Genomic DNA, 25,274 nt, shown 5'->3' on the forward strand with positions numbered 1-25,274 from the left:
ATTATATCCATTATAGCAAAAATATCTTAAAAAAAACTCAACTTTCCTTGTTTTTCTAAGAGAAAGTTGAGTTTTTATATTCTATTTAGTCAAGAAGTTTTTAAGCCTTGCCATATTGTGCAACAACTGCTTCAACTGCTGCTTTCTCACGTTTAATCAATTCAACGCGTGCTGCGATATCTTTGATACCCATGCTGATATTACGGCTAAGAGCTAGGTCAGAAAGTTGTGGTTCAAAGAAGGCCTTATACTCTGCCAAACGTTGTTCTGTTTTAAAGATGTGTGATGGGAAAATGACAAAGCTATCAAAGCTCATATCTCCACCAAGGGCTGCCTTGATCCAATCCCAGTTTTCACGCGCCCAAACCCAAACAGTTTCTTGGGTAGCTTGATGTCCAAGGAATTGGAGGTACCATGCTGAAAGGTCCTGTGGTTTCACAACAAATTTGTCCTTCCAAGTTGCAAGAAGGGTTTGAATGTTTTCTGCATCTGTAGAATATGCAAGCGCAGCTGCTAATTGACGTTTGAAGACTGCATCTGTGGCATGAGTGTATAGGTCGAGGTAAAGAGCTACCAATTCTTTTGTCTCATGATGTTTCATTTCATTGATGAGGACTTGAGCACGAATAGCTGCTGGAAGTCCTGCAAGATTTTCTTTATGAGCTGCAAAGATTTGACTAGCAACTTGACTAGCTTCTTCATCATTTGAACGAATCATCATAGAAATGGTTAATTGACGAACCAATTCATCTTCATCAGATTCACCCTCTTTTGCTTCAAAACCAAGTCGTTCATAGTTGTGACGAGCCAATTTAGCAATGAGGTTATTAAAGTCTTTCTCAACTTCTGTTCCTTCATCAATAAAGCGCTCAAGGGCACTAATAACTTGAGAAACTGCAGCAACAACCAGGTAAGATTCTTCCTTGGCAAGTTTATCAAGGACTGGAAGTAAGTCTGCATATGAAATGTGTCCTGCCTCAGCAAGCAAGCGACGTTCTTGGACGATTTGAAGTTTGCTTGTATTATCAAGTTCAACTAATTCTGAAAGGATAGCATCCAGTAATTCACCTTGATAGTCCGTAATATAGTGAGCAGTGTTTTCAGTGTTAAGACGAAGAGCTGTTTTGTTTTCAGCAAGAAGCGCAGCATAACCTGGAATTTCGATGCTTTCAGTTTCGAGAGTATCTGGTAGTCCTTTCCAGTTACTGTTAAGTGGCACTACCCAAAGACGGTTCTTATCTTCGTGTTCACCGATGAAGAATTGTTTTTGTGAGATTTTCAAAACATCATTTTCAACTGTAGCAGTCAAAACTGGATAACCAGGTTGCTCCAACCAAGAATCCATAAAGGCTGCTACATCACGGCCTGATGCTTGACCAAGGGCATTCCAAAGGTCACGACCAATAGTGTTTCCGTATTGGTGTTTTTCAAAGTAAGCACGCAAACCTTTAGCAAAATCAGCATCTCCTAGCCAACGACGAAGCATGTGCATGAGACGGCTTCCTTTGGCATAAACGATAGCAGAGTCAAAGAGAGTATTAATTTCATCTGGATGTTTAACTTCAACGTGAACAGACTGAACACCATCAGTCGCATCACGTTTAAGTGCGGCTGGCACTCCACTTGTTTGGAAGTCTTCAAAGATATTCCAGCTTGGCTCAATCGCATCCACACAGACGTATTCCATCATATTGGCGAAGCTTTCGTTGAGCCAGAGGTCATCCCACCATTTCATAGTTACTAGGTTACCGAACCATTGGTGAGCAAGTTCGTGGGCAATGACAAGAGCTACTTGTTGACGGCTGGCAAAGGTAGAGTTCTCATCTACAACCAAGTAGACTTCACGGTAGGTTACGAGACCCCAGTTTTCCATAGCACCAGCTGAGAAGTCAGGAAGGGCGATGTGAAGAGATTGAGGAATAGGGTATTTTACACCGTAGTAATCTTCGTAGAACTCGATTGAGCGAACAGCGATATCTAATGAAAACTCAAGGTTTGAAAGTGGGTGTGCCTTTGTTGAGTAAACACCAACGAGAGTACCGTTTTTAGTTGTAGCAGTTACCCCTTGCAAATCACCAGCTACGAAAGCTAGCAAGTATGAGGACATTCGAGGTGTAGTTTCAAACTTCCAGATGCCAGTTTCCTTGCGATTTTCAACGTCAATTTCGGGCATGTTTGACAAGGCAAGTTCGCCTTCTGCTTGGTCAAAGCGAAGTGCTAGGTCAAAGGTTGCTTTAGCTTCTGGCTCATCCACACATGGGAAGGCTTCACGGGCAAAGTGGCTCTCAAACTGAGTCGACAAAACTTCCTTCTTAACTCCATCAACTGTGTAGTATGATGGATAGATTCCTGTCATGTTGTCTGTGATTTTACCTGAAAAAGCAATAACCAATTCAACTGAACCTGCTTCTGCAAGTTCGATATGAAGAGCTTCGTTTTCGTTATCGACTGTAAATGGACGAGCTTGTCCTGCTACTTCAACTGAAGAAATCTCCAGATCTTTTTGGTGAAGGGAAATACGGTCACTTTTAGCTTGACCAGTAATGGTTACTTTCCCTGAAAACGTCTTGGTCTCACGACTCAAGTCTAAAAACAAATCATAATGTTCAGGAACAAATGTTTCAATATAATGTTCTACTGCTTGCATCATATTCTCCTATTCTAAATTTCTGAGCGAATGCTCTAGTTCAAACATACCTATTTTATCATATTTTTAAATAGAAAGAAGGATTGAAATGATTTTTACAATATTTTCATCTCACATAACCCTATAGATATTTTATAAAAATTGTTAAGTCGTATTATTTGACCGCTTAATATGTTAGTGCTAAAATTGTCTTGTTTGGTAAATCAACTATAAAAAGGAGGAACAATGAAAAAGTTATTTTTTGCTGTTATTTCTGCGTTTGCGGCCCTAGCACTTCTAATTTCTATTGGTGCATATAGTACCCAAGCAAAAGAATTAACAAGCCAAGTGAAGATTTCTCAAGTGAAAACTGAAGGCGAAAAGATTTCATATCACTGGGAAATTGATTCAGGTGTGGAAGTCGGAGATACATTCAAGATTTCTATGCCAGAGGACGTTAAGTTTGCTTCTTCTGCTTTTAGCTCAATGAAAAACGCTAGTGGCGAAGAAATTGCAACAGGAAAAGTATCAGATGATGGTAAGACTCTGACTATCACCTTTGTAAAAGGAGGAAATAAAGGGGCCGAAGGAAACGTATCATTCTGGTATAAATGGGATGGAGATAATACCACTGGTCAAGACCATGAACGCTCCATAAAAATCGGTTCAGAATCCGCAATCGTGAGACGTTCTGGACAAGGTCCAGTACCAGTCCTACTTCCGATTAAGAAGTATAATTCTGGTGGTACAGATAACACTAACTTGCAACACGCTCAAAAAATTTGGGGACCTACAGGAATTCCAGACTGGAGAGATACCCTAGAAGTAACTGATAAGACTACTGATGGTTTCTTGTTCTGGCACATCTCAGTAAACAATGCTGTTGACAAGAAAGAAGCCGCTTCAAGCATCGTCTTTACTGACCAAATGCCTAACCTTCCTGCACTTGATTATAGCCGTATTAAATCTGCTAAAGGTCAAGATGTGTCTCAATACTTCAAAGGTGGAACTTACCTTCCAGCATCATTTGACCTGAAAGTCAATGGTAAGACTCTAGTTGTCAACGGAGTATCAATGTCTGGTCTTGCATTAGAACCATACATTGAGTGGACAGAACATGGATTTAAACTTGATTTGACTAAGGTCAGCGACCAATTTAAAGTTGCATCTACAGACGAAATTACCCTATCATATCAAACACTTCTACAACATGCTGATCAAATCAAGAGCGTAACAAACGTTGCTTCTCTTACAAGTGATCAACACAAAACAACTGTAACCAAAGAAAACACTTGGGTTAACAAAGCTGCTTCAGCAGATGCACAAGTCTACAATAGTGATGTAACAACTACAACAACTTCAACAACGACTACATCTACTACCACAACAACTTCAACAACTTCAACAACGACTACGACATCTACTACTACAACTACTGAGTCTACGACTTCATCCACTACAACTACGACTGAAGAGCCTAAGACTTCAACTACTACAACTACGACTCCTGAGTCTACAACTTCTTCTACAACTCCAGAAGAGCCAACTAGCCAGAATAGTAGTGAAGAAAAATCAAGCTCTACAACTACAGAGAAATCAACTTCAGAGACAACAGTTCCTGGATCAAATAGTTCAACAACTACAACTCATGGAGAACCTACAACAGTTTCAACAACTGGAGGCAAACGAGGACTTCCAAATACTGGTGAACGTAATAGCTTAATTGTTTCTGTTGCTGGTGTTGCAATGCTTATCGTAGCTGTAGGAACAGTTTTACATTATCGTAAAAAATAATCAACTAATGTAGAAGTGACTGAATAGGGATTCAAAAGATAAACATCTTTGAAATACTTTATCCACAACTTCACTTGATAGATTCAAAAAAAGCGGACATGATTGCCCGCTTTTTGTTTGCTCGTTTTATCATTTAAAGTCAGAAAAAAGCTTTGGACGGTGATTTCCAAAACTTTCTTCCTTCTGGTAGTCTACAGAGGGTAGACCTTGCGAAATTCTTCTAAAACAACCTTGCTGTCAGGTGTAAAAGTCAGCCTACCCTCCCTCATCCACTCGGTGAAAAAGTCCTCATGAACCTGACGCCAGTAGGTCAGAGATTTATCTCCTTCGCCTTCCTTGTAGGCATGGTCGGCTGAAACCTGATGGAAAGGCTGAACGGAAACCTTTGTAATTTCGACAATGCAGACAGCCTGATCTTGACTGTCTAAAATGACGTCAAAGGTCCCCTCTTGGGGAAGGGGTTCGTCCTCTAATGCGTAGAGGTCGTAGGCTGAGGCTGTTGCTGTTTTTTCGCCTTTAAAGACCAGTTCCGCTAAAAGGTCTGGATCCACTCCAAAAGCCCAAGCATCTATCTCATCTCCGATAGAGGGATTGATCTGCTTGTAGGCATTCCACATTTCTTGAGGTGTCATTTCTTCTCCTTCTTTTCTTTCATCTTCCAATTCTTATAGCTTGTCATATCCAATTCTGCAAATCCTCGTAACTCTGCCCTCACTTTTAATACTAAAGGCGAGGCATTTTCTTGGGTCATCTGCTCAATAGGGACCCAAATTGCCTTTGCTGAATCATTGCTTCCATCAAGAACTTCATGAGGAAGGGATTTTTGAGGACGTTCGAAATCGAGTACGATATCATAAAAGGCCATGATATGATGTACTGCGAAGTCTTGCCCTTCTTCTTGAACCAGCACATCATACATCCTAGGATTTGAATAACGGCTAAGCGTATAGCCTGTCTCCTCCAGAACCTCCCTCTTGAGGGTTTCTGTCAGCCCCTCACCTGGTTCTTGACTACCACCCGGTAAATCAAAACGATGCTGATAAGGTCCTCTCGTTTTCTCAATGCAAAGCAATTTCCCGTCTTGAAGACAGATTCCATATACACCAAAGTGATTTTTGATTTCCATATTCTATTCTTTCTTAATCTCCAAGATTGTTATCTCACCTTATCCCTTAAAAGGAAAGAGGCTATAGATTTCATACTCTTTGATATACTTCTTCAGTATCTTCATATTCTCTTCGATTTTTGCCTGGATATCAGTCTCTTCACAAGTTGACTCAACAATAAAAAGATGAATCTTCAATAGATCTGTCAAGTATAGTAGACGGCGTTCCATTTCCGATTCAGGACTTGAAGCTTGCTCGATTTTTGCAAGCTTTTGCTCCAAGCTATCACCATTCAAAAATCTCTGATGAACTCTCCTTCTTATGTTTTGAGTGGATTCCTCCCCTTGTTCTAACGGAGACAAAAGGAGTTTTTTATAGACGAGTACCTGATTTTCTTTTTCTCTTTCCAGATAGGCCAATAAAACCAGAGAGCTATCAACAAAGGTCCAAATGTTATAATTCCCTTCAAATGGAACTTGTATGATCCTATCTAATAATTGTTTAGTCATTTCCTCTTGACCATCCAGATAAAGTAAATAGGCCAGATGATTCAGCGATTCGAGATAGCTAGCTTGAGTTTTCTTATTCTTTTTTAAAATTTTATCTAAATAGAGATGTAGGTCTGGATGTTTTTCCAGTTGTTCAACTACTTCTGGTAGCTTCATTTGAAATCCTTTCTATTCTTTTTAAAAAAATTTAAAGAGATTTTAGTCAACTAATCCAACTCTGCTCGACTGAACAAGTCTTTCATAGCTTCGATATCATCGCAAAATTCTTTAAATTCTAAAGCGAATTTAGCCAAGGCGTCCACCTTGGAAGAATAGGCGCAAAACATACTTCCTTCAGGATCAAAGTCGATAGCATCGCTTAATTCAGGCATTTTTTCCTCCAAAAATACCCAAGCTAGGGATGCCCAATCGTAGCCATTTCCTTCAAATCCCTCCTCTTCTCGAGTGTCAAACACTTCCTGTCTGTATTCTCCATCAGGGTAATAAATGAGCGACCCTCGAACATTTTTAGGATCCTCATCATATACAAGCAGGCTAAAAGGGGCAATTTTTTCATTTATTTTTTCGTAATCCATCATTTTTAAACTCCTTATGGAACGCGTTTATTGGTAACAGGACTTCATAAATCTAGTAGATCTACTCAGCATCAAAAGGCATAAAGCTATCATGCTGATTATAATAATTCAAAGCATCAACCAAGTCTTGGAGACTTGCATCTGGCTTTTCTTCAATCGCTACGGTGAGAACATCAATCAACTGATCTCCATAGTAGACTAGCTGGAGATGTTGATCCGTTGCATCAGCTGGGTAGACATCACGATCTTCCACAACATCTGGATAATCTGATACCCAATAGAGCTTTTCCAGTGCCAGTTCTCCATCCTCCTTGCCATAGAGGCAAAAATCATCTGATACCAATTGATCTACGCGCACCTGCTCAATTATCTGCTCTAGTGAAAGTTCTTGGTGTTTTCGCATCCCGTCTCCTTTTTAATCTCACTCTTCAACAAAAGAGTTCAAAAATTCCTCAAAAGAAGCCCATTGACCATAGATCTCAGCTTTTTCTTCTAAGACATAGAAATACACCTTACCATAATCTTCTTCCCTTAGAGAAAGAGCGTAATTGCCAGAACCAGGATCATAGGCGAAATGGAGACGGTCTGTAGCCCTAAATCCTGCAGGCATAGCCTCATCGTCATACCATGTAAGAGACTTCCTCATCTCCTCAAGTGAATTAAAGGAATTGAAAGGAAAGACGTGATGTTCATCGTGGACCCCCCTTACTTGGGGCTGGCCACCGTTGTACTTGAGATAAAAGTCCAACATAGTTTTTGGCAATTTCTTTCCAAGAATCTCCTCAAATTGTAAAAATTCTTCTTTTGAAATCGGTGAATCTTCATCAAGCATCCTAAACATGATTACTCCCTCAGTTTTCTACAATTCTTCTTCCAATACCTTATCAATAAAGTCATTGATGTTTTTAGCAACTTTTTGCATTTCTAAGGAACCTAAAGCTCCCAAGTCATTTTCATAAATGCAATCATCAGAATTTTTCTTAATAAAGTAAGCCAAATCTCCTTCCTGTCCAATCATAAAGTAATCTGGCTCTACTTCCTCAATCTGATAAGTCTCATTACGCTCCTGTAGATCCTCCTTGGCATACAAACAGATGCCTGAATCTCCAATTTCATAGGGGTCAATCTCTTTCCACTCCGTTAAAAACTGATAGTAGAGATTGGGCAAGACAAATCCAAACTCATCTCTTTTCATAGTTCACCTCCACATATTCATTGAGTATCAACTATATTACTTCAAAGACCAACCACCATCAATCGTCAGAATCTGTCCCTGCATGGCGATTGCCTTTCCGCTTGCTAAAAAGAGGCTGACTTCTGCCACTTCCTCTGGTTCTATCCAGCGCTTGATGGGCGTCTCACTAGCTACCCAGTCTGCTAAGCCACCTGGTTCAAAGTCCGCTGCGGCCATGCCTGTTTTGACAGCTCCCGGCGCGATGCCAAAGACTTGAATACCAGCTTCAGCATAGTCTAAAGCCAACTGCTTGGTAAAGCCTGCCAAGGCATGTTTGGACGAGGTATAGGCGTGGCCTCCTCCACCAGCTAAACTTGAAGCAATGGAACACATATTAATGATGATTCCCTTCTTATTCTCCAGCATTTGTGTCAAATAATGTCGAGTCAGCTCAACTGGAGTCACATAGTTGATTTCAAAAATCTCTTGAATTTCTTGGGCTGATTGTTCTAGTAAAGGTTTGTAGTCATCCAAAACACCTGCCGTATTACAAAGAATATCGACTCGAGGGCACCAATCAAAAATAGGTTCTAAGTCAAGTGTTAAATCACGTTGTAAAAAGTGAAAGTCGCCTTGTAAATCAGGATTTTCACCCTGATCCACTCCGAAAACCTGATAACCTTTTTCTAAAAAGAGTCGAGCCTGTGCTAGGCCAATCCCTGAGCTAACACCCGTAATGAGTACACGTTTAGTCATGGACTTCCACCCAATCCGTCGCTAGGACATCACAAGGAGTCGGACTCCACATGGAAAAACCTTCCCCTTCTCCAGATACGTTGATGAGGAAATAGGGTGTCACTTCAAGAGCGACCCCGTTTTGCTCGATAGTGTCAAAAAGTTGGACATAGTTTTCAGCTCCACCCCAGCCAGTACGCACATATTTTTTCTTAGCCTTTAGTCCAGGCAAAATTTCTTCAAATGTCATGTTTTTCTCCTTAATAGTTCTCTTGTTTTATTATAACAAAAAACCGCTTTCCAACGGCTTTTTGACTGTGATTTCTGAATTGCAAATTCCACTTACGGTAAATCATTTCCTGCTGCTAGGTAAATTTCATACCATTCTTTTCGTGTTAGAGTCAAGTTACTTGCTTTGCTTGCCTCTAATAGATGTTTGGGGTTTGTAGTTCCTACTACTGCTTGCATCCTAGCTGGGTAACGCAACACCCAAGCGATGGCAATAGCTGATGGGCTTACTCCATATTTTAGGGCTAGTCGATTTAGAACTTGATTTAGTTGTTGGAATTGTTTATTGCCAACAAAATTACCTTTGAAATAACCAAACTGCAAGACTGACCAAGCCTGAATGACCATGTCATTTAGTTTGCAGTATTCAAAGACGCTACCATCACGCACAGCTGCCTTGTCACCTTCCATATTGACATGGAAACCAGCGTCAAAACCAGGCGTGAAAGTTGCACTTAGTTGTAACTGATTGATCGCTAGGGGCTGTTTGACTTCTTTCTTCAGTAATTCCATCATCATGGGATTTTGATTGGACACACCAAAGTCTCGAACCTTACCTGATTTTTGTAGAATATCAAAGGCTTGAGCCACTTGGTCAGCTTCCATCAAGGCATCTGGACGATGGAGAAGCAAGCTATCTAAATAATCGACCTGCAATCGTTGTAGAATCCAATCAACTGACTCTAAAATATGGTCTTTTGAAAAATCAAAATAGGTAAATTCTTCTATGCGAATGCCACACTTGGATTGTATCCACATCTTTTCTCGCAGGTCAGGACGATTGTTTAACACGTGACCTAGTAATTCTTCGCAACGACCTCCACCGTAGATATCTGCCAGGTCAAAGGCATTGATTCCGACAGATAGGGCTGTTTCAACCAGTTCCTCCACTTCTTTAACCGATTTGTCACTGATTCGCATCATGCCGAGGACAATTTCTGATAGTTCTCTTTTCTCATGACCAAATGGAATGTATTTCATGGCAATTTCCTCCGCTTTTCTTCATTATAAAGCAGAATGTCTCTTTTATCAACTGACACCTCACAAAAGAAAAGAACCAGCTCAAACTGGTTCTTCTAATCTTAGCCAATCACACTTCCGTTTGGTACAGCTGGATCAACTGTTAGAAGGGTTAATTTGCCATCATGTTCAGCTGAGAGAATCATCCCTTGGCTGACATATTTTTTCATCATTTTACGTGGTTTGAGGTTGGCAACGATTTGTACTTTCTTGCCGACCAATTCTTGTTCGTTTGGATAGTACTTAGCAATTCCTGAGAGGATTTGACGGTCTTCACCATCACCAGCATCTAGGCGGAATTGAAGCAACTTATCAGAACCTTCTACTTTAGAAACTTCTTTGACTTCAGCAACACGGATTTCAACCTTGTCAAAGTCTTCAAACTTGATTTCTTCCTTGTTTAGTTTGAGTTCAACTTCATCTGGGTTCCATTCTTTTTCGACTGCTGGCTTGTTACCTTCCATTTGTTCCTTGATATAGGCGATTTCTTCTTCCATATCGAGACGTGGGAAGATTGGTGTTCCTTTAGCAACTACAGTGACACCAGTAGGGAAATCAGCCAAGCTCAAGTTTTCAAGGCTAGAAACTTCTGCTAGACCAAGTTGAGTCAAAACTGCACGACTAGTTTCCATCATAAATGGCTCAATCAAGTGAGCTACGACACGAAGACTAGCTGCTAAGTGACTCATAACACTCGCCAATTGGTCACGGTGCGCTTCATCCTTAGCTAAAACCCAAGGTGCTGTCTCATCGATGTATTTATTCGTACGTGAGATAAGAGTCCAGACTGCTTCAAGTGCACGTGGGTAGTCAACTGCTTCCATATAGGTGTGGTAGTCAGCGATTGATTGTTCTGCCACTTGAGCAAGTGCATTATCAAAGTCTGTTACACCCTCAACATATGCAGGGATTTGACCATCAAAGTACTTGTTAATCATGGAAACCGTACGGTTGAGGAGGTTTCCGAGGTCATTGGCTAGTTCATAGTTGATACGTCCTACATAGTCTTCCGGAGTGAAGGTTCCGTCTGAACCGACTGGAAGGCTACGCATGAGGTAGTAACGAAGTGGATCGAGACCAAAACGCTCTATCAACATTTCAGGATAGACAACGTTCCCTTTAGACTTAGACATCTTGCCGTCTTTCATGACAAACCAGCCATGCCCAATCAAACGTTCTGGCAATTTGATATCCAACATCATGAGAAGGATTGGCCAGTAAATTGAGTGGAAACGAAGGATGTCTTTCCCTACCATGTGGAAGACTGTTCCATTCCAGAACTTGTCAAAGTTGCCATGTTCTTCTTGATCGTAGCCAAGAGCTGTCACATAATTTAGAAGGGCATCAAACCAAACGTAAACAACGTGTTTTGGATTTGATGGAACTGGCACACCCCATGTAAAGGTTGTACGTGATACTGCCAAGTCTTCCAATCCTGGCTCGATAAAGTTTTTCAACATTTCATTGAGACGACCATCTGGAGTGATGAAATCAGGATGAGATTTGAAAAATTCGACCAAACGGTCTTGGTATTTGCTGAGGCGAAGGAAGTAAGACTCTTCTGAAACCCATTCAACCTCGTGACCTGATGGAGCAATACCACCAGTCACATTTCCGGCTTCGTCACGGAAAACTTCTGCAAGCTGGCTTTCTGTAAAGAATTCCTCATCTGATACTGAATACCAGCCCGAGTATTCACCCAAGTAGATGTCATCTTGAGCAAGCAAGCGCTCAAAGACTTGAGCCACTACTTTTTCATGGTAGTCATCAGTTGTGCGGATAAATTTATCGTAGGAGATATCTAGTAATTTCCAGAGTTCTTTGACTCCAACTGCCATCCCATCAACATAGGCCTGAGGTGTGGTACCAGCTTCTTCAGCTTTCTGCTGGATCTTTTGACCATGCTCATCAAGACCAGTCAGATAAAAGACATCGTAGCCCATGAGGCGTTTGTAACGAGCTAGGACATCACAAGCGATAGTTGTGTAGGCAGAACCGATATGAAGTTTACCAGATGGATAGTAAATCGGTGTTGTAATATAAAAATTCTTTTCAGACATAATATTTCCTTTCCAGGCTAATGAAACCTGTTTTTCTAACACTTCATTATACCACATTTTTAGTGATTTTCGATAGAGAAATCCATACAAAAACAAGACAGACTGATGTCTATCTCGTTTTTTATCTTTTAAATTATTCATAGCGAAGAGCTTCGATTGGATCAAGCTTAGAGGCTTTGTTGGCTGGTAGAACACCGAATATCATACCGATACTAGCTGAGACAGCTAAACTAAAGAGAGCGATTGGGATGGATACACCAACTTCGATTCCTGCAATCATGTTTTGAAGAAGAACACCTGCAAGCATAGTCACCCCTGTAGCAAGCAGTAGACCAATGAATCCACCTAATAAGGTTAAAATCATGGATTCAATCAAAAATTGAACCAGAATATTTGCCCGTGTTGCTCCTAGTGCTTTACGTAGACCAATCTCACGGGTACGCTCTGTCACCGAAACAAGCATAATGTTCATAACACCAGTACCACCAACAAAGAGAGAAATTCCCGCAATGGCACTAATAATCGTAGTTATAAAGCCGAAGAGTTGTTGTACTTCTTGGAAGGCGGCAGACGCATCTGCAACTTGATACTCCCCTTGTTGGAGACCTGCAATCTCCGTCATTCTTCTTGCCAACTCTGGCCCCAAAGTCTGAGTCAAGCTCGTATCGTTAACACGGAAGACAATGTTTGAAATCTCGTCTGTGTTAAAATTAGCTGCCAAGGAAATATTGGTCGTAATTGGAAGTCCTCCAACACCAAATGCTTTGGCTGCCTTAGCTTCTTTACTTGCATAAACACCAATAACACGGTAACTAATCTCATTTACTTCAATAATTTGATTGAGGGCTTCTTTTGCTGAACCAAAAAGGCTATTGGCTAGTTCTTCATCTAGGATGATAACACTTGCGAAATCCTTATAATCTTGTGCTTTAAGTCCACGACCTGCAATGATTTCATTTTCGACCGCATCCATATAAGTGACATTTCCACCCGTCATGTTAGCGTGTTCGACCTTTTTATCCTTATAAGTCAAGGTCACATTGGCTGAGTTGGTTACATAATAACTATCTACTCCCTTGAGCTTTGCAGCTTCCTTAACCCAAGCTTCTTGAGGTTTTGGTGGTTCAACAAAATCTTCTTCTTGACCGCCAGACAGAGTTAGGGCAGATTGTCTTTGTGTAAAGGAACCGTCCTTACTCTTGGTAGGTGAGAAGAAGACATGGATGTCTTTTTGAGACTTGGTCATGTTTTTATTGACCTGACGAGACATGGAGTCCCCTAAGGCCATGATCACGACAACTGAGGAAACACCTATTATAATACCGATCATGGTCAAGAAAGAACGCATCTTATGGGCCATGATAGATGAAAAGGCAAATTTCAGATTCTGCATCTTAGTTTTCCTCCTTTTCTACTTGGGCGCTATCAGACGAAATGACTCCATCGCGGATGACGATTTGACGCTTCGCATAAGCGGCAATTTCAGGCTCATGCGTTACCATAATGATGGTTTTTCCTTCTTTGTTTAATTCAACTAAGAGTTGCATGATCTGATTACCCGTTTTGGTATCCAGAGCTCCAGTTGGCTCATCAGCCAAGATAATAGATGGATTGTTAACGAGTGCACGCGCTATGGCTACTCTCTGCTTCTGACCACCTGATAATTCTGATGGTAAGTGATGGCTTCTATCAGTTAATTCTACTTTCTCTAGATATTCCTCAGCTAGTTTACGCCGTTTTGAAGCTGAAACTCCCGCATAAATCAAGGGAAGTTCGACATTCTGGAGAGCATTCATTTTGGACAAGAGAAAGAATTGCTGAAAGACAAAGCCAATCTCTTGATTTCGCACCTTGGCTAATTGTTTTTCACCCAAACCAGCTACTTCTTTTCCGTCTAGAAAATACTGACCACTTGTAGGGGTATCTAACATACCAATGGTATTCATGAGGGTAGACTTACCAGAACCAGATGGTCCCATGATAGCCACGAATTCTCCCTCGTGAACTTCAAGGTTAATGTTTTTGAGAACTTGAAGTTCTTGGTCACCATTACGATAGCTACGGCAGATATTTTTGAGGCTAATTAGTTGCTTCATCAGTCTTCACCTCTTTTCCTTCTTGCAAGGAAGCTGTCGGATTACTGATGACTTTTGCTCCATCTGTCAGACCAGATGTAATTTCTTGGTTTTCTGCATCTGCATTGCCCAATCCAACTTCAACTTTTTTGGCCTTTTGATTTTCATCAAGAATCCAAACATAGTTTTTATCTTCTTCCATCACAATGCTAGTAATCGGTACAAGCAATGCTTTACTCATGCTTTTGACTTCGACACTGACAGTAAAACCTTGTTTCAGATCACCAATTTCACTAGTTACATCGACCGTATATGGATATTTAGAACCTGTGTTTGAACCAGCTAAGCTACTGCTTGCTTCACTATTATTTTTTGGATAATTTGAAATATAGCTAATCTTACCATTCCATGTCTTATCTGGGTAAACCTTAGATGTGAAGGTGACTTCTTGGCCGACAGATAGATTGGCAAGGTTGTACTCAGAAAGCTCTCCCTTGACCTGCAAATTGTCGTTACTAACGATATGCACCAAAACTTGGCTATTTCCTGTTGGAGATTTTGAAACATTGCGATTGACTTCAACAACTGTACCTTCTACTGTGCTCAAAACTGTAGCGGCATCCAACTGAGCCTGGGCTTTTTCAAGTTGTGCCACTGCGTCTGCACGAACATCACGGGCATCACTGATTTGTGAATCAATAGAAGCTGTAGCTGATGTAGATGATTGCGCTTGGGTTTGGTCCGTAGCGCCTTCAATCCCTGCTTGAGGGAGTACAGGTGTTGCTGCAGCAGTATTTCGTGCCTCATTCAATTCATTGATATGACGATCAGCTTTCGCAACTGCGCGACTGGCAGCATCATAGGCAGCCTGAGCTTCTGTACTACTATACTTAACAAGGGCTTGGCCTTCACTTACCTTATCTCCGACAGAGACCGAAACCTCATCCAAGTCACCTTTACTAGCATCATAATAAACATATTGTTCTTTTTGAGCTGTTACGGTACCAGATAAGAGAACTGATGAAGCCACTGATCCCTCTTTGGCAAGAACGACTTTTGCAGTTTCGTCTTGTGTTGCAGCTTGATTAGGTTGTCTCAATAGAAGAACAGCAGCTGCTCCCACTACCAGAACTGATGCAACACCGATAGCTGTAAATAAAGGCCATTTCTTGGCTTTTGACTTCTTTTTCATATCCATACCTCTTTTATAAACATATATTAAAATTATAGCACAAGTCCTAAAAATGGACAATTGCTTTCCGACCATCCAAAAATAATTGCCAAATCTTTTATCGTTGTGTTAGTTATATAATACAACTTCTTTTTTATTTTTGCAAGCATTTTCTTAAGAAATTTAAGCGTAGCAGATTTTTGCATTGACTTTCAAAAAAAGATAGAATATGACTAGAAAACAACTAAAGGAGCTTTCTTATGAGAGAATATGATATTATCGCCATCGGAGGAGGTAGCGGGGGAATTGCTACCATGAATCGTGCTGGTGAACATGGTGCTAAGGCGGCAGTTATTGAGGAAAAGAAATTAGGTGGAACTTGCGTCAACCTCGGCTGTGTCCCTAAAAAAATCATGTGGTATGGAGCCCAAATTGCAGAGAGTATCCACAAATATGGACCTGACTATGGATTCACAAATACTAGTAACGAATTTGATTATGCAACTCTTCGTAAGAATCGTGAAGCCTATATTGACCGTGCTCGTTCTTCTTATGATGGAAGCTTCAAGCGCAACGGAGTTGATTTGATTGAAGGACGTGCCGAGTTCGTTGATCCTCATACTGTCAGTGTTAATGGCGAATTGATCAGCGCTAAGCATATTGTGATTGCGACTGGAGCTCATCCTCATATCCCTGCTATTCCTGGTGCTGAACTAGGTGGTAGCTCAGATGATGTCTTCGCCTGGGAAGAGTTACCTGAATCGGTAGCTATTCTAGGTGCTGGTTACATTGCCGTCGAACTAGCTGGTGTACTCCATACACTTGGAGTAAAGACTGACCTTTTTGTACGTCGTGAACGTCCACTACGTGGATTTGATAGCTATATCGTTGAGAGTCTAGTTCAAGAAATGGAAAATACTGGATTAAACCTCCACACCCATAAGGTTCCAGCAAAACTTGAAGAAACTGAACAAGGTATTACCATTCATTTCGAAGATGGCAGCACTCATACTGCCAGTCAAGTTATCTGGGCAACTGGTCGCCGTCCAAACGTTGAAGGACTTCAACTCGAAAAAGCTGGTGTTACCCTCAATGAACGTGGCTTTATCCAGGTTGATGAATACCAGAACACAGTCGTTGACGGAATCTACGCTCTTGGGGATGTTACAGGTGAAAAGGAACTAACGCCTGTAGCAATCAAGGCTGGTCGTACCCTATCCGAGAGACTTTTCAACGGTAAAACCAATGCCAAAATGGACTACACTACTATTCCAACTGTAGTCTTTTCACACCCAGCAATCGGAACAGTCGGTCTGACTGAGGAAGAAGCAATCAAAGAGTACGGTCAAGAAAACGTCAAAGTCTATACTTCAAAATTTGCATCTATGTATTCTGCCGTTACTAGTCACCGTCAAGAAGCTCGCTTCAAGCTCGTTACAGCTGGTGCAGACGAAAAGGTAGTTGGACTTCATGGTATCGGCTATGGTGTCGATGAAATGATTCAAGGTTTCGCAGTTGCTATCAAGATGGGAGCTACAAAAGCAGACTTTGATGCTACTGTCGCTATCCACCCAACTGGATCAGAAGAATTTGTGACCATGCGTTAAAAGAAAAGAGAGACCCCTTGGTCTCTTTTTTTATCTCAATCGGCCGTTACAAATTTGTAACCTTTTATTTTAAAATAGGTTGACAAATTTGTCTCATCCAGTATAATAGTTACTATAATTTATAGAAGAGGTTAACTATTTTGAAAAAAGCACACATTTACGCTATCCCAGCTATCGGGGCTGCACTGATTGCTGTATTAGCCCAAATTAGTATGCCAATTGGTCCAGTTCCTTTCACTCTGCAAAACTTTGCTATTGGACTCATCGCTACTGTTTTTAGACCAAGGGAAGCTGTTCTCTCTGTCGGACTCTATCTCTTACTTGGAGCTATTGGTCTTCCGGTATTTGCTAACGGTGGAGCTGGTTTTCATGTTTTAGTTGGACCAAGCGCTGGTTATCTTTGGTTCGACCTTGTCTATGCAGGGCTTGCTTCCTATCTCATTCACACCAATAGTGGTGTCCTACGTATTTTCTTTGCAAATCTCTTGGGAGATTCACTTGTTTTTGTCGGTGGTATTCTCAGTCTCCACTTCTTAGCTGGAATGCCTTTTGATAAAGCACTGGCTGTCGGAGTTATTCCCTTTATCATACCTGATCTTGCCAAAATTGTAGCCATTAGCTTCATCAGCCGACCACTACTCCAACGTCTCCGTACACAAGCTTATTTTTCAAGCAAATAAAAGAGGCCGGGATTTTCCCTAGCCTCTTTTTAATTAATCTTAGATGAACGTTTATTGATTCTTAAAAGCATCCACCATGATTTGAAATTCTTCATTTGAGAGGGTAATTCCTTTCCCCATCTTGGTGTGGTCAGGACTCCAGCTACGAATGTCAAACTTCGCTGGTGCACCATTAAAGCTGACACGATTGATTTCTTTGGTCCATCCTTTTTCATTTTCAGATAGAGTAAGCAAGTGTTCTTCAATTTCAAATGTAAATTCTGCCATGTTTTTCTCCTTTTTGTTCTCAATTGATTATTCGAAAAATCTTGTAGATTTCATAAAATTTTTATATAATGATGTAAAGAAGGGAGGCCGGAATGAAAGATTTATTAAAACAGGCTTTGCAAAAAGTCCATGATTTTGTCAATGGACATGAAGATTCCATTCCTGAAAAAAGCGATCCCCTAATTGCTAGACTTGAAGAAGCCCTAGCCCAAAAAAAGGCTGTACATATCATCTTTGCGGAAACGAGTTTTACAGGTGATATTATCAAGTATGATACTGACCGCCAACAAATTATCGTTAAAAATTTCGCTAAAAACGTCAGCCGTATTATTCGAGTGTCGGATATTCGAAGGGTAACTTTCGTTCCCTCTACTATCCAAACTGCTCAAAAAAGAAGATTTAAGAAAGAGTGAGATGCTTCTATCATCTCACTCTTTTTATCTTAGCGAATTTGTTCAAAATGAAGGTGAACAGCAATGTGGTCGCCGTAACCACTTCTCTCCAAATCACGTTGCAAACGGTAAGAGATATAGTGTTCTGCAATAGTGATATACCCTGCACCTAGTAAGCGATGCTCAACCATTGATTGAATCATACTGATAGTTGCACGTTCTACTTTTGCTTCTTCCAAATCCAATACAACCTTTTTAGTGACTTGGGCTAGGTTTTGGCGCAAATCGTCAGTCAATACATAGACTGTTTGAGCTGCCTTAAGGATAGCTTGGTAGATTTTATCTGGATCAAAATCAGCGACTTGTCCATCACGTTTGATTACTTGCATAGTTTTCTCCTTTTAATTGTTATTTTCTTTAATTTCTGCTAACATTTTTTCTTCTTCTGCTGTCAATTCATAGTTGTCCAGCAAATCAGGTCTACGTTGGTAGGTTTTCTTGAGGCTCTCATAGAGTCGCCACTGACGTATGTTTTCATGGTGTCCACTCATAAGAACATCTGGAACTAGCATTCCACGATAATCGTAAGGTCTTGTGTACTGAGGATATTCCAAGAGTCCTGATGAAAAGCTATCATCTTGGTGACTTGCTTCCTTCCCAATAACTTCTGGAATCAAGCGAACCGTCGCATCAATCATGGTCATTGCTGCTAGTTCTCCACCAGTCAAGACATAATCTCCTAACGAAATCTCATCCGTCACCAGAGTCTTAATTCGTTCGTCATACCCTTCGTAGTGACCACAGATAAAAATGAGTTCTTCCTCCTTAGCCAAATCTTCCGCATAAGCTTGGTCAAACTGTTTTCCCGCTGGATCTAGGAGAATCACGCGCGGATTCTTTTTTTCAATAGCATCGAAGGCATCAAAGATGGGTTGTGCTCGGAGCAACATTCCTTGACCACCACCATAGGGTTCATCATCTACATGACGCGCCTTCTCCGCATATTCACGAAAATTATGATATTGGATATCTAAGAGTCCTTTTTCACGTGCCTTTCCAACGATGGAATGCTCTAAGGGTGAGAACATTTCAGGAAAGAGGGTTAAAATATCAATCTTCATCGTCTAACCCTTCTAAGAGTTCTACATCCACACGATTATTTGGAATATCCACATTCAGCACAACCGGTGGGATATAAGGCAAGAGTAGGTCACGTTTACCCTTTCGTTTAACTACCCAGACATCATTGGCACCTGGTTGAAGGATTTCCTTGATAGTCCCAATCAAGTTATCTCCCTCATAAACCTCTAGTCCGATAATTTCGTGGTAGTAAAACTCACCGTCATCTAGGTCATTGAGATTCTCCTCTGCAACCTTTAGACTATAACCCTTGTATTTTTCGATATCATTGATATGGTACATATCTTTAAACTTGATAATATCGAAATTCTTATGCTTCCGGTGGCTCGCGATGACCACTGTTCGAACAAATTGATCTTTATCATCAAATAAGGCGAGTTCTGCCCCTTTTTTAAAGCGTTCTTCAGTAAAATCTGTCACTGACAAGACTCGCATCTCACCTTGCAAACCCTGAGTGTTGACAATTTTCCCAACGTTAAAGTAGTTCATCTGATCTCCTGTATCTATTTCTCCCTTTATTTTATCATGTTATAGGGATTTTCTCAAGTTGGAGAAAACGGCTACTATGGATGATTTCTTTCTAAAAATCCTTCCAAATCTTGTGCATGCTGATACTTGATAGCTGCTTTTTTGTCTTTCTCAAAAATGGTCTTCGTTAAATCAATATTATTTATAGCTGCAATAGCAACTGTGTAGTGAATGATATCTGCCAACTCTTTTGCCAATTCCTCGTTTGAATCTTGAACTCCTTCTTTTCGACCAGAGCGTCCATTTAAAACCTCAGCAACTTCTCCAACTTCTTCTACTAGCTTAATAAAAAGTCCTTCTTCTGTTCTAGATTGTTGGTAGTGGTCAAGTAAGTATTCCTCTAGTTGTCTAACTGTTAAATCTCTCATTCCTTCTCCTTGCAAAAAAAGCGAGACCTTGTCTCGCTTTTCTTATTTTTCGTCAATAACGATTCTTACTTTTTTGTCTTCAGTTGGGACAGAGTAGACAATCGTTCTTATCGCAGAAATAGTGCGACCCTTACGACCGATTACACGACCCACATCGCTTTGGTCAAGATCCAAATGATACTCCAAAAATTCTGGTGTATCTTCAATCTTGATAGTTAAGGCATCTGGTTGTGAAATCAAAGGTTTCACAATTGCAATAATGAGATTTTCAATCGTATCCATCTGTCAACCTACTTTAAACTTATTTTGAGAATTTAGAATCGTGGAATTTCTTCAATACACCTTCTTTTGAAAGGATGTTGCGAACTGTATCTGAAGGTTGAGCTCCATCAGCCAACCATGCAAGAATACGGTCTTCTTTCAAAGTTACTTGGTTTTCTTCAACAAGTGGGTTGTAAGTCCCAACTGTTTCGATGAAACGTCCGTCACGTGGTGAACGTGAATCTGCAACGTTAATACGGTAGAAAGGTTTTTTCTTAGAACCCATACGAGTCAAACGGATTTTAACTGCCATTTTTAATATCTCTTTTCTTTTTATTTTTTATTTCGGTGAAATAGCTAAGCTATTTAGCACATGTTCTATTATAGCAGATTTCTGGATGGTGTCAAGAAAAAAACTTGACAGAGTTTAAATATTTTTAAATTTTTTAGACTAATAGGGATAAATTAGAAAGAAAAAATTAACTTCTACACCTACAAAGCTTACTCTGATCGACTTTATAACTGTCTAAGAAAAAAGTAAAGATTCATACAGTATCTAGATTTTCCAAAAATTCTTTATCATCAAATACTATTAACGAAACTATCCAAACCAAATTCGATGCATTGCTTCAAAGAATTTTTTAGTTGTTTGACTAGCGAGGTATTTATTAAAAAAATTTTTCAAATAATTGCCACATTGACACATAAATTCTTGCTTTCTAAATTTAAGTGTGATATATTTATAACATAAATTTAAGTGTTATATATTTATAACACAAAAAGGAGTCTATCATGAAAAAAAGTCAAAAAATGCGTGGCCTCATTGCAATGATTGCCGTAGCTCTCTTTATTGATTTTATTGTTTTATTTGGTTCTAACCTTAGTTGGGGACCCAAGTTAGTTATTGTTGGTATTTCAGTGTTAGGTCAAATTATAGCTATTTGGAGCTGGCTACATATGAAACCACGGCCTCATAAGATTCAGAAAGGTATGGGGAAGACTATTTTTGACTTGTCTGCTAAGCTTTACACGGTACTTTTATTTGCAGCAAGCATTTTTTATACAGTAGGGATTTGGGTTGCGACCCCAAGCGAAAGTTCTGGTATTAAAGAATGGATTTTGGGAATTGGCCTCGTTATTGAAGTGATTGTATTTGGTTTTTTCTGTTTGAAAAATGTCAAGGAAACTCCAGACGAACGCTTTTATGCTAATTTAGCCAAGGCAGCTAGCTTGATGTTTGTTTTTATACTAGGCGCACTGATAATCCTAGCAGTTATCATTGGGTATATAGGGTATCTCACTCTTCACATGGGCCAGATCTTTATTAGCATAGCTGCCTTGATTTTCATCTTTGCGGTTGTCTATTTTATCTTGGAACGGAGAGGATAAGCATGGCCAAAGAAAGCAAGATTATTACTAATCTCAAATCAATTCGTGAGTCCACAGGCATGACCCAGCAGGAGTTAGCCGACCTTATCGGCATGCGACGCGAGACAATTCTGCACTTGGAAAATAATCGTTACAATCCTTCGCTGGAAATGGCTCTTAAAATTGCTCAAGTTTTTGATTTGAAAGTAGAAGACCTCTTTGAACTCAGACAGAAAGAGGAAGCATAATTCTTTTCGAGACCTAGCATTAAGTTCATTGATTAATTAGGAATTGAAGCCAAAAGAAAAAATCCTTTGAAAATGTGCTCTTTTAAAATATAGTAATTCTTATGGCATTGATATCCCAAAACATTTAGATACGCTTGTTGAAAAAGGATATGCTATTATCGAAACCGCCTTTGACTCGCTTTACCATCTAAATGCTACTATGAAAAAGAGTATCCTTAAAAAGAAGGGTGTTACTGGACTCTCCAAGATGAAGGCCACCGAATTGAATCAAGCACTTCATGATCATTTTTCAGAAGAAGAATTAGCTAACCGCTTTTCGATTCGTGGCTATAAACTAACTCCAAAAGGTGAACAAGCTCTCAAAGACCATCAAGTAATCATTGACCTCCATCCTAAAAAGAATCTTTAATCAACCAAAGCTGGTTGATTTTTTTGTAATTTTTTAAAACACTTACAAATCATTACAATTATTGACAAATGCTTATAAAAAGAGTATAGTATTAAAAAAAGGAGGAATTCCTATGTACCAAGAACAACGATTAGAAGAAATCATAAAACTTTTAGAGGATAGAGGAAGTCTGTCAGCAAAAGAAATGGTTGACCATTTCCATGTTTCCAAAGATACCATCCGTAGAGATTTTTCAATTCTCGCAAAGGAAAAACGAGCAAGAAGAACTCATGGAGGTTTATTGCCAATTCAAAAGCAAAGGATTCTTGATTTTCAAGGTAGAGCAGAACAATCTTCTAAAGAAAAAGAGAAAATTGCTCATTTAGCTACCCAACTCATTTCTGATTCACAACTGATATTCTTTGATGTTTCAACCACTATACTTGAGTTAGCAAAAATTATAGATAAAAAAGTTACTATTTTCAGTCATTCATTAGATAACGCACTTATCTTAGGAAATAATGAAAATGTCGATTTTCATATTCTCGGTGGAAAATTTCATAGACAGAATCGTTTTTATTATTCACTAGAAGAATCCAATACTTTAGAGGGAATTAGATTTGATGTAGCATTTTTTGGCGCTGCTAGTCTTTCAGACGGACAAGTTAGTTTTGAGGATCAAGAAGATGTTCTCATGAAAAAAAGAGCATTTAAAACTAGTAAAATTCGCGTCTTGTTAGCTGAAACAGGAAAGATAAACAAACACTCTCATTTTATACTTTCTGAACTAGCTGATTTTGATTACTGGATTACAGATAAAGAGCCTGATGTAGAAATACAAGAATCTTTAGATGGTAGAACAACAATACTATTTTAAAAAGGAGCAAAATATGTCAAGAATTAAATTAATTATGAGTGATATTGACGGCACTATTTTGGATAAAAATCACCAATTAGATTCTTATTTGATAGAACTGATGCCACTTTTAAAACAATGTAATATTCCTTTTGTTCTAGCTTCTGCTAGATCTCCTCTCGGTATAGCTCCAATTTCTAAAGAACTTGGCATCACCGACTGTCCTATTGCCTGCTATAATGGAGCACTCATCAGTTTAGGAGATAAAATCCTAAGTCAGTATTCTATTGATAAAAGCGAATTGCTCTTACTTCATGACTTTTTGAAAAAAGAATTCCCGACAGTTTCTATAAATGTTTATTCTGGAAAAGATTGGCTTGTGAATACTATTGATGAATGGGTAGAAATCGAAGCAACTATTACTGGAGAAAGTCCAAAAGTTACATCTTTAGCAGATTTTATAAGAGACGAGAAAACTCTTGTTCATAAACTTTTGCTGATAGATAATACGGATACCATACAGAAACTTCAAAAAACCTTATCCTCAATAGATTTCCCTCAAACCGACTTCTATCTCTCTAAAGATAACTATCTAGAAGTTACACATAATCAAGTATCCAAAAAACAAGCTCTGTTAGAATTAGCAAATTACTATCAACTTCCCCTTACCTCAATTATGACTCTCGGTGACAATTATAATGATATTCCCATGATTGAAACCGCAGGGCTAGGTATAGCCATGGGGAATGCTCCTAGAGATGTCAAAACTTGTGCAAAAGCAGTTACTGACTCTAATGAACAAAATGGAGTAAGTAAAGCTATAAAGTTACATGTGTTAGATAAATATTCTTAATTGAAAATTTGAAATCCCCTTTCTTTTACGGTACAATAGTAAAAATGATTTTTGAAAGGACTAATATGAAAAAATTAGCTACACTACTACTCATTTCAACTTTTGCTCTTGGTGGATGCACAAGCATCCAACGTGCACTTCGTGGTGATGATTACGTGGATTCTAAAATTGCTGCTGAAGAGAGTTCGAAAGCTGCTGCCCAAGCAGAAAAAGATTTGAAAGACGCCTTAAAAAACGAAAATGCTAACTTCCCTCAACTTTCTAAGGAAGTAGCTGAAGATGAGGCTGAAGCTATCCTTCACACAAGTCAAGGTGATATTCGTATCAAACTCTTTCCTAAGTTAGCTCCACTTGCGGTTGAAAACTTCCTTACTCATGCTAAAGAAGGTTACTACAATGGTGTGACTTTCCACCGTGTAATTGACGGCTTTATGGTACAAACTGGGGATCCTAAGGGAGATGGAACAGGTGGTGAATCTATCTGGCATGATAAGGATAAAACCAAGGACAAGGGAACAGGTTTCAAAAACGAAATTTCTCCATATCTCTATAATATCCGTGGTTCTCTATCTATGGCCAATACTGGTCAGCCAAATTCAAATGGTAGCCAATTCTTCATTAACCAAAGTACAACAGACTATTCATCTAAACTTCCTACAAGTAGCTATCCTAAGAAAATTATCGAAGCCTACAAAGAAGGCGGTAATCCAACTCTTGATGGAAAACACCCAGTCTTTGGTCAAGTAATCGATGGGATGGACGTTGTAGATAAAATTGCTAAGGCTGAAAAAGATGAAAAAGACAAGCCGACTACTGCTATCACTATCGATAGTATCGAAATTGTTAAAGACTACGATTTCAGTAAACAATAACATCATTAGTTATAAGGAGATGTAAAATGATTCTATTTTGGGGGTCAAAAGGTTACCAAAAAGTGTTGGGACATACACAGACTACTATCGAATGTGGCCATTGTAACAATGTTGATACTTGGGAAATTACGGAATATGGACGCAAGTTCACTCTTTATTGGATTCCACTCTTTCCTTACGGAAAAACTTATTTCGTTTCTTGTCCGATTTGTCACTACGGTAAAGAAATCCAAAAATCTGAGATTGAACAATATTTAAACTATTAAAAAAAGACAGGTCATTCGGCCTATCTTTTTTATTTACACTTTTATGT

33 protein-coding genes are annotated in these 25,274 nt (G+C 39.5%); 11 read left to right on the forward strand and 22 right to left on the reverse strand.

The window, feature by feature from the left end; all coding sequences use genetic code 11:
• Window positions 1-100: 100 nt before the first annotated feature.
• Window positions 101-2,647 (reverse strand): M1 family metallopeptidase, encoded by a 2,547-nt coding sequence (locus tag QM810_RS02855; RefSeq protein ID WP_414253790.1) that lies wholly within the window; start codon window positions 2,645-2,647, stop codon window positions 101-103.
• 225 nt (window positions 2,648-2,872) lie between these two features.
• Here QM810_RS02855 and QM810_RS02860 point away from each other — a divergent pair, with 225 nt between their 5' ends.
• Entirely contained in the window at window positions 2,873-4,420 is a 1,548-nt protein-coding gene (locus tag QM810_RS02860; RefSeq protein ID WP_414253791.1) for an Ig-like domain-containing protein, read from the forward strand.
• 191 nt (window positions 4,421-4,611) lie between these two features.
• Here the strand turns inward: QM810_RS02860 and QM810_RS02865 are convergent, their stop codons facing one another.
• From QM810_RS02865 to QM810_RS02930, 14 genes are all read right to left on the reverse strand, one after another.
• Window positions 4,612-5,052, reverse strand: a complete 441-nt coding sequence (locus QM810_RS02865; RefSeq protein WP_414253792.1) for an ASCH domain-containing protein — start codon at window positions 5,050-5,052, stop codon at window positions 4,612-4,614.
• Complete coding sequence (locus QM810_RS02870) at window positions 5,049-5,546, reverse strand: NUDIX hydrolase (protein ID WP_414253793.1); 498 nt, start codon at window positions 5,544-5,546, stop codon at window positions 5,049-5,051. Before QM810_RS02870 ends, QM810_RS02865 begins: the two co-directional genes overlap by 4 nt.
• Before the next feature lie 39 nt (window positions 5,547-5,585).
• Window positions 5,586-6,191 (reverse strand): DUF6707 family protein, encoded by a 606-nt coding sequence (locus QM810_RS02875; protein ID WP_414253794.1) that lies wholly within the window; start codon window positions 6,189-6,191, stop codon window positions 5,586-5,588.
• Between the two features lie 50 nt (window positions 6,192-6,241).
• Window positions 6,242-6,613, reverse strand: coding sequence for an Imm51 family immunity protein (locus tag QM810_RS02880; protein WP_414253795.1), 372 nt, complete (start codon window positions 6,611-6,613; stop codon window positions 6,242-6,244).
• A 58-nt stretch (window positions 6,614-6,671) separates the two neighbouring features.
• On the reverse strand, window positions 6,672-7,013 hold the full coding sequence (locus tag QM810_RS02885; protein WP_414253796.1) for a hypothetical protein: 342 nt from the start codon (window positions 7,011-7,013) through the stop codon (window positions 6,672-6,674).
• Between the two features lie 18 nt (window positions 7,014-7,031).
• On the reverse strand, window positions 7,032-7,451 hold the full coding sequence (locus tag QM810_RS02890; protein WP_414253797.1) for an SMI1/KNR4 family protein: 420 nt from the start codon (window positions 7,449-7,451) through the stop codon (window positions 7,032-7,034).
• Between the two features lie 18 nt (window positions 7,452-7,469).
• Window positions 7,470-7,805, reverse strand: coding sequence for a hypothetical protein (locus QM810_RS02895; protein ID WP_414253798.1), 336 nt, complete (start codon window positions 7,803-7,805; stop codon window positions 7,470-7,472).
• A 36-nt stretch (window positions 7,806-7,841) separates the two neighbouring features.
• On the reverse strand, window positions 7,842-8,540 hold the full coding sequence (locus tag QM810_RS02900) for a 3-oxoacyl-ACP reductase (RefSeq protein WP_414253799.1): 699 nt from the start codon (window positions 8,538-8,540) through the stop codon (window positions 7,842-7,844).
• Window positions 8,533-8,769: a DUF2829 domain-containing protein gene (locus QM810_RS02905; RefSeq protein WP_000141913.1), complete on the reverse strand. Its 237-nt coding sequence runs from the start codon at window positions 8,767-8,769 to the stop codon at window positions 8,533-8,535. Before QM810_RS02905 ends, QM810_RS02900 begins: the two co-directional genes overlap by 8 nt.
• 92 nt (window positions 8,770-8,861) lie before the next feature.
• Window positions 8,862-9,788 carry an aldo/keto reductase gene (locus QM810_RS02910; protein WP_414253800.1) on the reverse strand — a complete coding sequence of 309 codons (927 nt, stop codon included), beginning with the start codon at window positions 9,786-9,788 and terminating at the stop codon, window positions 8,862-8,864.
• A 101-nt stretch (window positions 9,789-9,889) separates the two neighbouring features.
• Window positions 9,890-11,887: a methionine--tRNA ligase gene (gene metG / locus QM810_RS02915; protein ID WP_414253801.1), complete on the reverse strand. Its 1,998-nt coding sequence runs from the start codon at window positions 11,885-11,887 to the stop codon at window positions 9,890-9,892.
• Window positions 11,888-12,020: 133 nt separating this feature from the next.
• Window positions 12,021-13,280: an ABC transporter permease gene (locus QM810_RS02920; RefSeq protein WP_414253802.1), complete on the reverse strand. Its 1,260-nt coding sequence runs from the start codon at window positions 13,278-13,280 to the stop codon at window positions 12,021-12,023.
• Between the two features lies 1 nt (window position 13,281).
• Entirely contained in the window at window positions 13,282-13,983 is a 702-nt protein-coding gene (locus tag QM810_RS02925; RefSeq protein WP_414253803.1) for an ABC transporter ATP-binding protein, read from the reverse strand.
• Window positions 13,967-15,154, reverse strand: a complete 1,188-nt coding sequence (locus tag QM810_RS02930) for an efflux RND transporter periplasmic adaptor subunit (protein WP_414253804.1) — start codon at window positions 15,152-15,154, stop codon at window positions 13,967-13,969. The genes QM810_RS02925 and QM810_RS02930 overlap by 17 nt, the downstream gene beginning before the upstream one ends.
• Before the next feature lie 239 nt (window positions 15,155-15,393).
• On the opposite strand from QM810_RS02930, the gene gor reads away from it, so the two are divergent.
• Both gor and QM810_RS02940 read left to right on the forward strand, forming a co-directional pair.
• Window positions 15,394-16,740, forward strand: coding sequence for a glutathione-disulfide reductase (gene gor, locus QM810_RS02935; RefSeq protein WP_414253805.1), 1,347 nt, complete (start codon window positions 15,394-15,396; stop codon window positions 16,738-16,740).
• A gap of 140 nt (window positions 16,741-16,880) precedes the next feature.
• Window positions 16,881-17,420: a biotin transporter BioY gene (locus QM810_RS02940; RefSeq protein WP_004253081.1), complete on the forward strand. Its 540-nt coding sequence runs from the start codon at window positions 16,881-16,883 to the stop codon at window positions 17,418-17,420.
• 51 nt (window positions 17,421-17,471) lie between these two features.
• Here the strand turns inward: QM810_RS02940 and QM810_RS02945 are convergent, their stop codons facing one another.
• A complete protein-coding gene (locus QM810_RS02945; RefSeq protein ID WP_004253080.1) occupies window positions 17,472-17,687 on the reverse strand; it encodes a YdbC family protein in 216 nt (71 codons plus the stop codon).
• A gap of 92 nt (window positions 17,688-17,779) precedes the next feature.
• Between QM810_RS02945 and QM810_RS02950 the strand changes: the two genes are divergently transcribed.
• Window positions 17,780-18,100, forward strand: a complete 321-nt coding sequence (locus QM810_RS02950; protein WP_049494608.1) for a hypothetical protein — start codon at window positions 17,780-17,782, stop codon at window positions 18,098-18,100.
• A 29-nt stretch (window positions 18,101-18,129) separates the two neighbouring features.
• On the opposite strand, the gene QM810_RS02955 is transcribed toward QM810_RS02950, so the two are convergent.
• From QM810_RS02955 to rpsP, 6 genes are all read right to left on the reverse strand, one after another.
• The gene (locus QM810_RS02955; protein WP_004253071.1) at window positions 18,130-18,468 is read right to left on the reverse strand and encodes an ATP cone domain-containing protein; all 339 of its coding nucleotides are present in this window, start codon (window positions 18,466-18,468) and stop codon (window positions 18,130-18,132) included.
• Window positions 18,469-18,480: 12 nt separating this feature from the next.
• Window positions 18,481-19,200: a tRNA (guanosine(37)-N1)-methyltransferase TrmD gene (gene trmD / locus QM810_RS02960; RefSeq protein ID WP_414253806.1), complete on the reverse strand. Its 720-nt coding sequence runs from the start codon at window positions 19,198-19,200 to the stop codon at window positions 18,481-18,483.
• The gene (rimM, locus tag QM810_RS02965) at window positions 19,190-19,708 is read right to left on the reverse strand and encodes a ribosome maturation factor RimM (RefSeq protein WP_006151226.1); all 519 of its coding nucleotides are present in this window, start codon (window positions 19,706-19,708) and stop codon (window positions 19,190-19,192) included. Before rimM ends, trmD begins: the two co-directional genes overlap by 11 nt.
• Window positions 19,709-19,782: 74 nt before the next feature.
• A complete protein-coding gene (locus QM810_RS02970; RefSeq protein WP_006151253.1) occupies window positions 19,783-20,115 on the reverse strand; it encodes a MazG nucleotide pyrophosphohydrolase domain-containing protein in 333 nt (110 codons plus the stop codon).
• 42 nt (window positions 20,116-20,157) lie between these two features.
• Entirely contained in the window at window positions 20,158-20,397 is a 240-nt protein-coding gene (kphA, locus tag QM810_RS02975; RefSeq protein WP_000379617.1) for an RNA-binding protein KphA, read from the reverse strand.
• Between the two features lie 19 nt (window positions 20,398-20,416).
• Window positions 20,417-20,689, reverse strand: a complete 273-nt coding sequence (rpsP, locus tag QM810_RS02980; protein WP_004253064.1) for a 30S ribosomal protein S16 — start codon at window positions 20,687-20,689, stop codon at window positions 20,417-20,419.
• 479 nt (window positions 20,690-21,168) lie between these two features.
• Between rpsP and QM810_RS02985 the strand changes: the two genes are divergently transcribed.
• From QM810_RS02985 to QM810_RS03015, 7 genes are all read left to right on the forward strand, one after another.
• Window positions 21,169-21,765, forward strand: a complete 597-nt coding sequence (locus QM810_RS02985; RefSeq protein WP_371500728.1) for a DUF3796 domain-containing protein — start codon at window positions 21,169-21,171, stop codon at window positions 21,763-21,765.
• Between the two features lie 2 nt (window positions 21,766-21,767).
• Window positions 21,768-21,992: a helix-turn-helix transcriptional regulator gene (locus QM810_RS02990; RefSeq protein WP_049509150.1), complete on the forward strand. Its 225-nt coding sequence runs from the start codon at window positions 21,768-21,770 to the stop codon at window positions 21,990-21,992.
• 199 nt (window positions 21,993-22,191) lie between these two features.
• Window positions 22,192-22,401, forward strand: coding sequence for a hypothetical protein (locus tag QM810_RS02995; protein WP_004253056.1), 210 nt, complete (start codon window positions 22,192-22,194; stop codon window positions 22,399-22,401).
• Window positions 22,402-22,513: 112 nt separating this feature from the next.
• Window positions 22,514-23,257, forward strand: coding sequence for a DeoR/GlpR family DNA-binding transcription regulator (locus tag QM810_RS03000; protein ID WP_004253055.1), 744 nt, complete (start codon window positions 22,514-22,516; stop codon window positions 23,255-23,257).
• Window positions 23,258-23,270: 13 nt separating this feature from the next.
• The gene (locus tag QM810_RS03005) at window positions 23,271-24,089 is read left to right on the forward strand and encodes a Cof-type HAD-IIB family hydrolase (RefSeq protein ID WP_004253054.1); all 819 of its coding nucleotides are present in this window, start codon (window positions 23,271-23,273) and stop codon (window positions 24,087-24,089) included.
• A gap of 65 nt (window positions 24,090-24,154) precedes the next feature.
• Window positions 24,155-24,961: a peptidylprolyl isomerase gene (locus QM810_RS03010; RefSeq protein ID WP_414253807.1), complete on the forward strand. Its 807-nt coding sequence runs from the start codon at window positions 24,155-24,157 to the stop codon at window positions 24,959-24,961.
• 26 nt (window positions 24,962-24,987) lie between these two features.
• Window positions 24,988-25,227, forward strand: coding sequence for a zinc-ribbon domain-containing protein (locus QM810_RS03015; RefSeq protein WP_004253050.1), 240 nt, complete (start codon window positions 24,988-24,990; stop codon window positions 25,225-25,227).
• Window positions 25,228-25,274 lie beyond the last annotated feature (47 nt).

Origin of the sequence: Streptococcus infantis, assembly GCF_047464155.1 — a bacterium.
GTDB lineage: Bacteria > Bacillota > Bacilli > Lactobacillales > Streptococcaceae > Streptococcus > Streptococcus infantis_U.

Coding starts and splice junctions, on each gene's coding strand:
- QM810_RS02880 (WP_414253795.1), bottom strand. CDS start 6,613: ATGATGGATTACGAAAAAATAAATGAAAAAATTGCCCCTTTTAGCCTG.
- trmD (WP_414253806.1), bottom strand. CDS start 19,200: ATGAAGATTGATATTTTAACCCTCTTTCCTGAAATGTTCTCACCCTTA.
- QM810_RS02885 (WP_414253796.1), bottom strand. CDS start 7,013: ATGCGAAAACACCAAGAACTTTCACTAGAGCAGATAATTGAGCAGGTG.
- QM810_RS02955 (WP_004253071.1), bottom strand. CDS start 18,468: ATGCAAGTAATCAAACGTGATGGACAAGTCGCTGATTTTGATCCAGAT.
- QM810_RS02875 (WP_414253794.1), bottom strand. CDS start 6,191: ATGAAGCTACCAGAAGTAGTTGAACAACTGGAAAAACATCCAGACCTA.
- QM810_RS02860 (WP_414253791.1), top strand. CDS start 2,873: ATGAAAAAGTTATTTTTTGCTGTTATTTCTGCGTTTGCGGCCCTAGCA.
- QM810_RS02855 (WP_414253790.1), bottom strand. CDS start 2,647: ATGCAAGCAGTAGAACATTATATTGAAACATTTGTTCCTGAACATTAT.
- QM810_RS02905 (WP_000141913.1), bottom strand. CDS start 8,769: ATGACATTTGAAGAAATTTTGCCTGGACTAAAGGCTAAGAAAAAATAT.
- rimM (WP_006151226.1), bottom strand. CDS start 19,708: ATGAACTACTTTAACGTTGGGAAAATTGTCAACACTCAGGGTTTGCAA.
- QM810_RS03015 (WP_004253050.1), top strand. CDS start 24,988: ATGATTCTATTTTGGGGGTCAAAAGGTTACCAAAAAGTGTTGGGACAT.
- QM810_RS02900 (WP_414253799.1), bottom strand. CDS start 8,540: ATGACTAAACGTGTACTCATTACGGGTGTTAGCTCAGGGATTGGCCTA.
- kphA (WP_000379617.1), bottom strand. CDS start 20,397: ATGGATACGATTGAAAATCTCATTATTGCAATTGTGAAACCTTTGATT.
- rpsP (WP_004253064.1), bottom strand. CDS start 20,689: ATGGCAGTTAAAATCCGTTTGACTCGTATGGGTTCTAAGAAAAAACCT.
- QM810_RS02920 (WP_414253802.1), bottom strand. CDS start 13,280: ATGCAGAATCTGAAATTTGCCTTTTCATCTATCATGGCCCATAAGATG.
- QM810_RS02995 (WP_004253056.1), top strand. CDS start 22,192: ATGAAAAAGAGTATCCTTAAAAAGAAGGGTGTTACTGGACTCTCCAAG.
- QM810_RS02985 (WP_371500728.1), top strand. CDS start 21,169: ATGAAAAAAAGTCAAAAAATGCGTGGCCTCATTGCAATGATTGCCGTA.
- QM810_RS02865 (WP_414253792.1), bottom strand. CDS start 5,052: ATGACACCTCAAGAAATGTGGAATGCCTACAAGCAGATCAATCCCTCT.
- metG (WP_414253801.1), bottom strand. CDS start 11,887: ATGTCTGAAAAGAATTTTTATATTACAACACCGATTTACTATCCATCT.
- QM810_RS02925 (WP_414253803.1), bottom strand. CDS start 13,983: ATGAAGCAACTAATTAGCCTCAAAAATATCTGCCGTAGCTATCGTAAT.
- QM810_RS02945 (WP_004253080.1), bottom strand. CDS start 17,687: ATGGCAGAATTTACATTTGAAATTGAAGAACACTTGCTTACTCTATCT.
- QM810_RS03005 (WP_004253054.1), top strand. CDS start 23,271: ATGTCAAGAATTAAATTAATTATGAGTGATATTGACGGCACTATTTTG.
- QM810_RS03000 (WP_004253055.1), top strand. CDS start 22,514: ATGTACCAAGAACAACGATTAGAAGAAATCATAAAACTTTTAGAGGAT.
- QM810_RS02990 (WP_049509150.1), top strand. CDS start 21,768: ATGGCCAAAGAAAGCAAGATTATTACTAATCTCAAATCAATTCGTGAG.
- gor (WP_414253805.1), top strand. CDS start 15,394: ATGAGAGAATATGATATTATCGCCATCGGAGGAGGTAGCGGGGGAATT.
- QM810_RS02870 (WP_414253793.1), bottom strand. CDS start 5,546: ATGGAAATCAAAAATCACTTTGGTGTATATGGAATCTGTCTTCAAGAC.
- QM810_RS02910 (WP_414253800.1), bottom strand. CDS start 9,788: ATGAAATACATTCCATTTGGTCATGAGAAAAGAGAACTATCAGAAATT.
- QM810_RS02895 (WP_414253798.1), bottom strand. CDS start 7,805: ATGAAAAGAGATGAGTTTGGATTTGTCTTGCCCAATCTCTACTATCAG.
- QM810_RS02950 (WP_049494608.1), top strand. CDS start 17,780: ATGAAAGATTTATTAAAACAGGCTTTGCAAAAAGTCCATGATTTTGTC.
- QM810_RS03010 (WP_414253807.1), top strand. CDS start 24,155: ATGAAAAAATTAGCTACACTACTACTCATTTCAACTTTTGCTCTTGGT.
- QM810_RS02930 (WP_414253804.1), bottom strand. CDS start 15,154: ATGAAAAAGAAGTCAAAAGCCAAGAAATGGCCTTTATTTACAGCTATC.
- QM810_RS02890 (WP_414253797.1), bottom strand. CDS start 7,451: ATGTTTAGGATGCTTGATGAAGATTCACCGATTTCAAAAGAAGAATTT.
- QM810_RS02970 (WP_006151253.1), bottom strand. CDS start 20,115: ATGAGAGATTTAACAGTTAGACAACTAGAGGAATACTTACTTGACCAC.